The sequence below is a fragment of the Lactobacillus sp. C449L genome (genome assembly GCF_059900815.1).
In genome coordinates this window covers 1-458 of record NZ_JBWXGA010000208.1, presented here as the reverse complement: position 1 = coordinate 458, position 458 = coordinate 1, and the positions used below count along the sequence as shown (strand labels likewise).

Sequence of the window (458 nt, the reverse complement as noted above, 5' to 3'; positions counted from 1 at the left end):
AAGTGGAACAGTAGCGTTCCCGGCATACTGACTGCGAACGCGCTGGCCCTCTTCATAGGAACCGTGATCGGAGGCTTTGGTCGGGCTGATGGGGCCGCACCCAAATTCGCCGAGTCCTTCGCGATCAGCGTAATCCCGCAGCTTGTAATCTTCGGCATTCTGATGTGGCGCTGGAACAGGGCTCAGGTCCCAGCTACGGAGCCTGCCCTTGCGGGTGTACCATCGGTGCCCGTGCCAGAAACTGCCGCTCCAGCCGCGCCAGGACGGTCCTGGCCGAGGCGTGCGCTTTACACCGTTGTCTATGTTGTGGCCTTCGGCGTTGCGTGGATCGCCGCACGGGAGGGAGTTCGGTATCTTAGAACGCCCACGCAGGCTCAACTCGAAGAAGCCTCCCACCAGGGCCTGTTGGTAGCGCGGGACGATTGGAAGAAGAAACTGCCTCAAAAACTCGATGATGC

General features: G+C 60.7%; 1 protein-coding gene. It reads right to left on the bottom strand.

All coding sequences use genetic code 11. From position 1 onward, the window contains the following. Window positions 1–458: hypothetical protein (locus AC2JF9_RS09055; RefSeq protein WP_500727102.1), on the bottom strand; the 458-nt coding region annotated here is incomplete at both ends.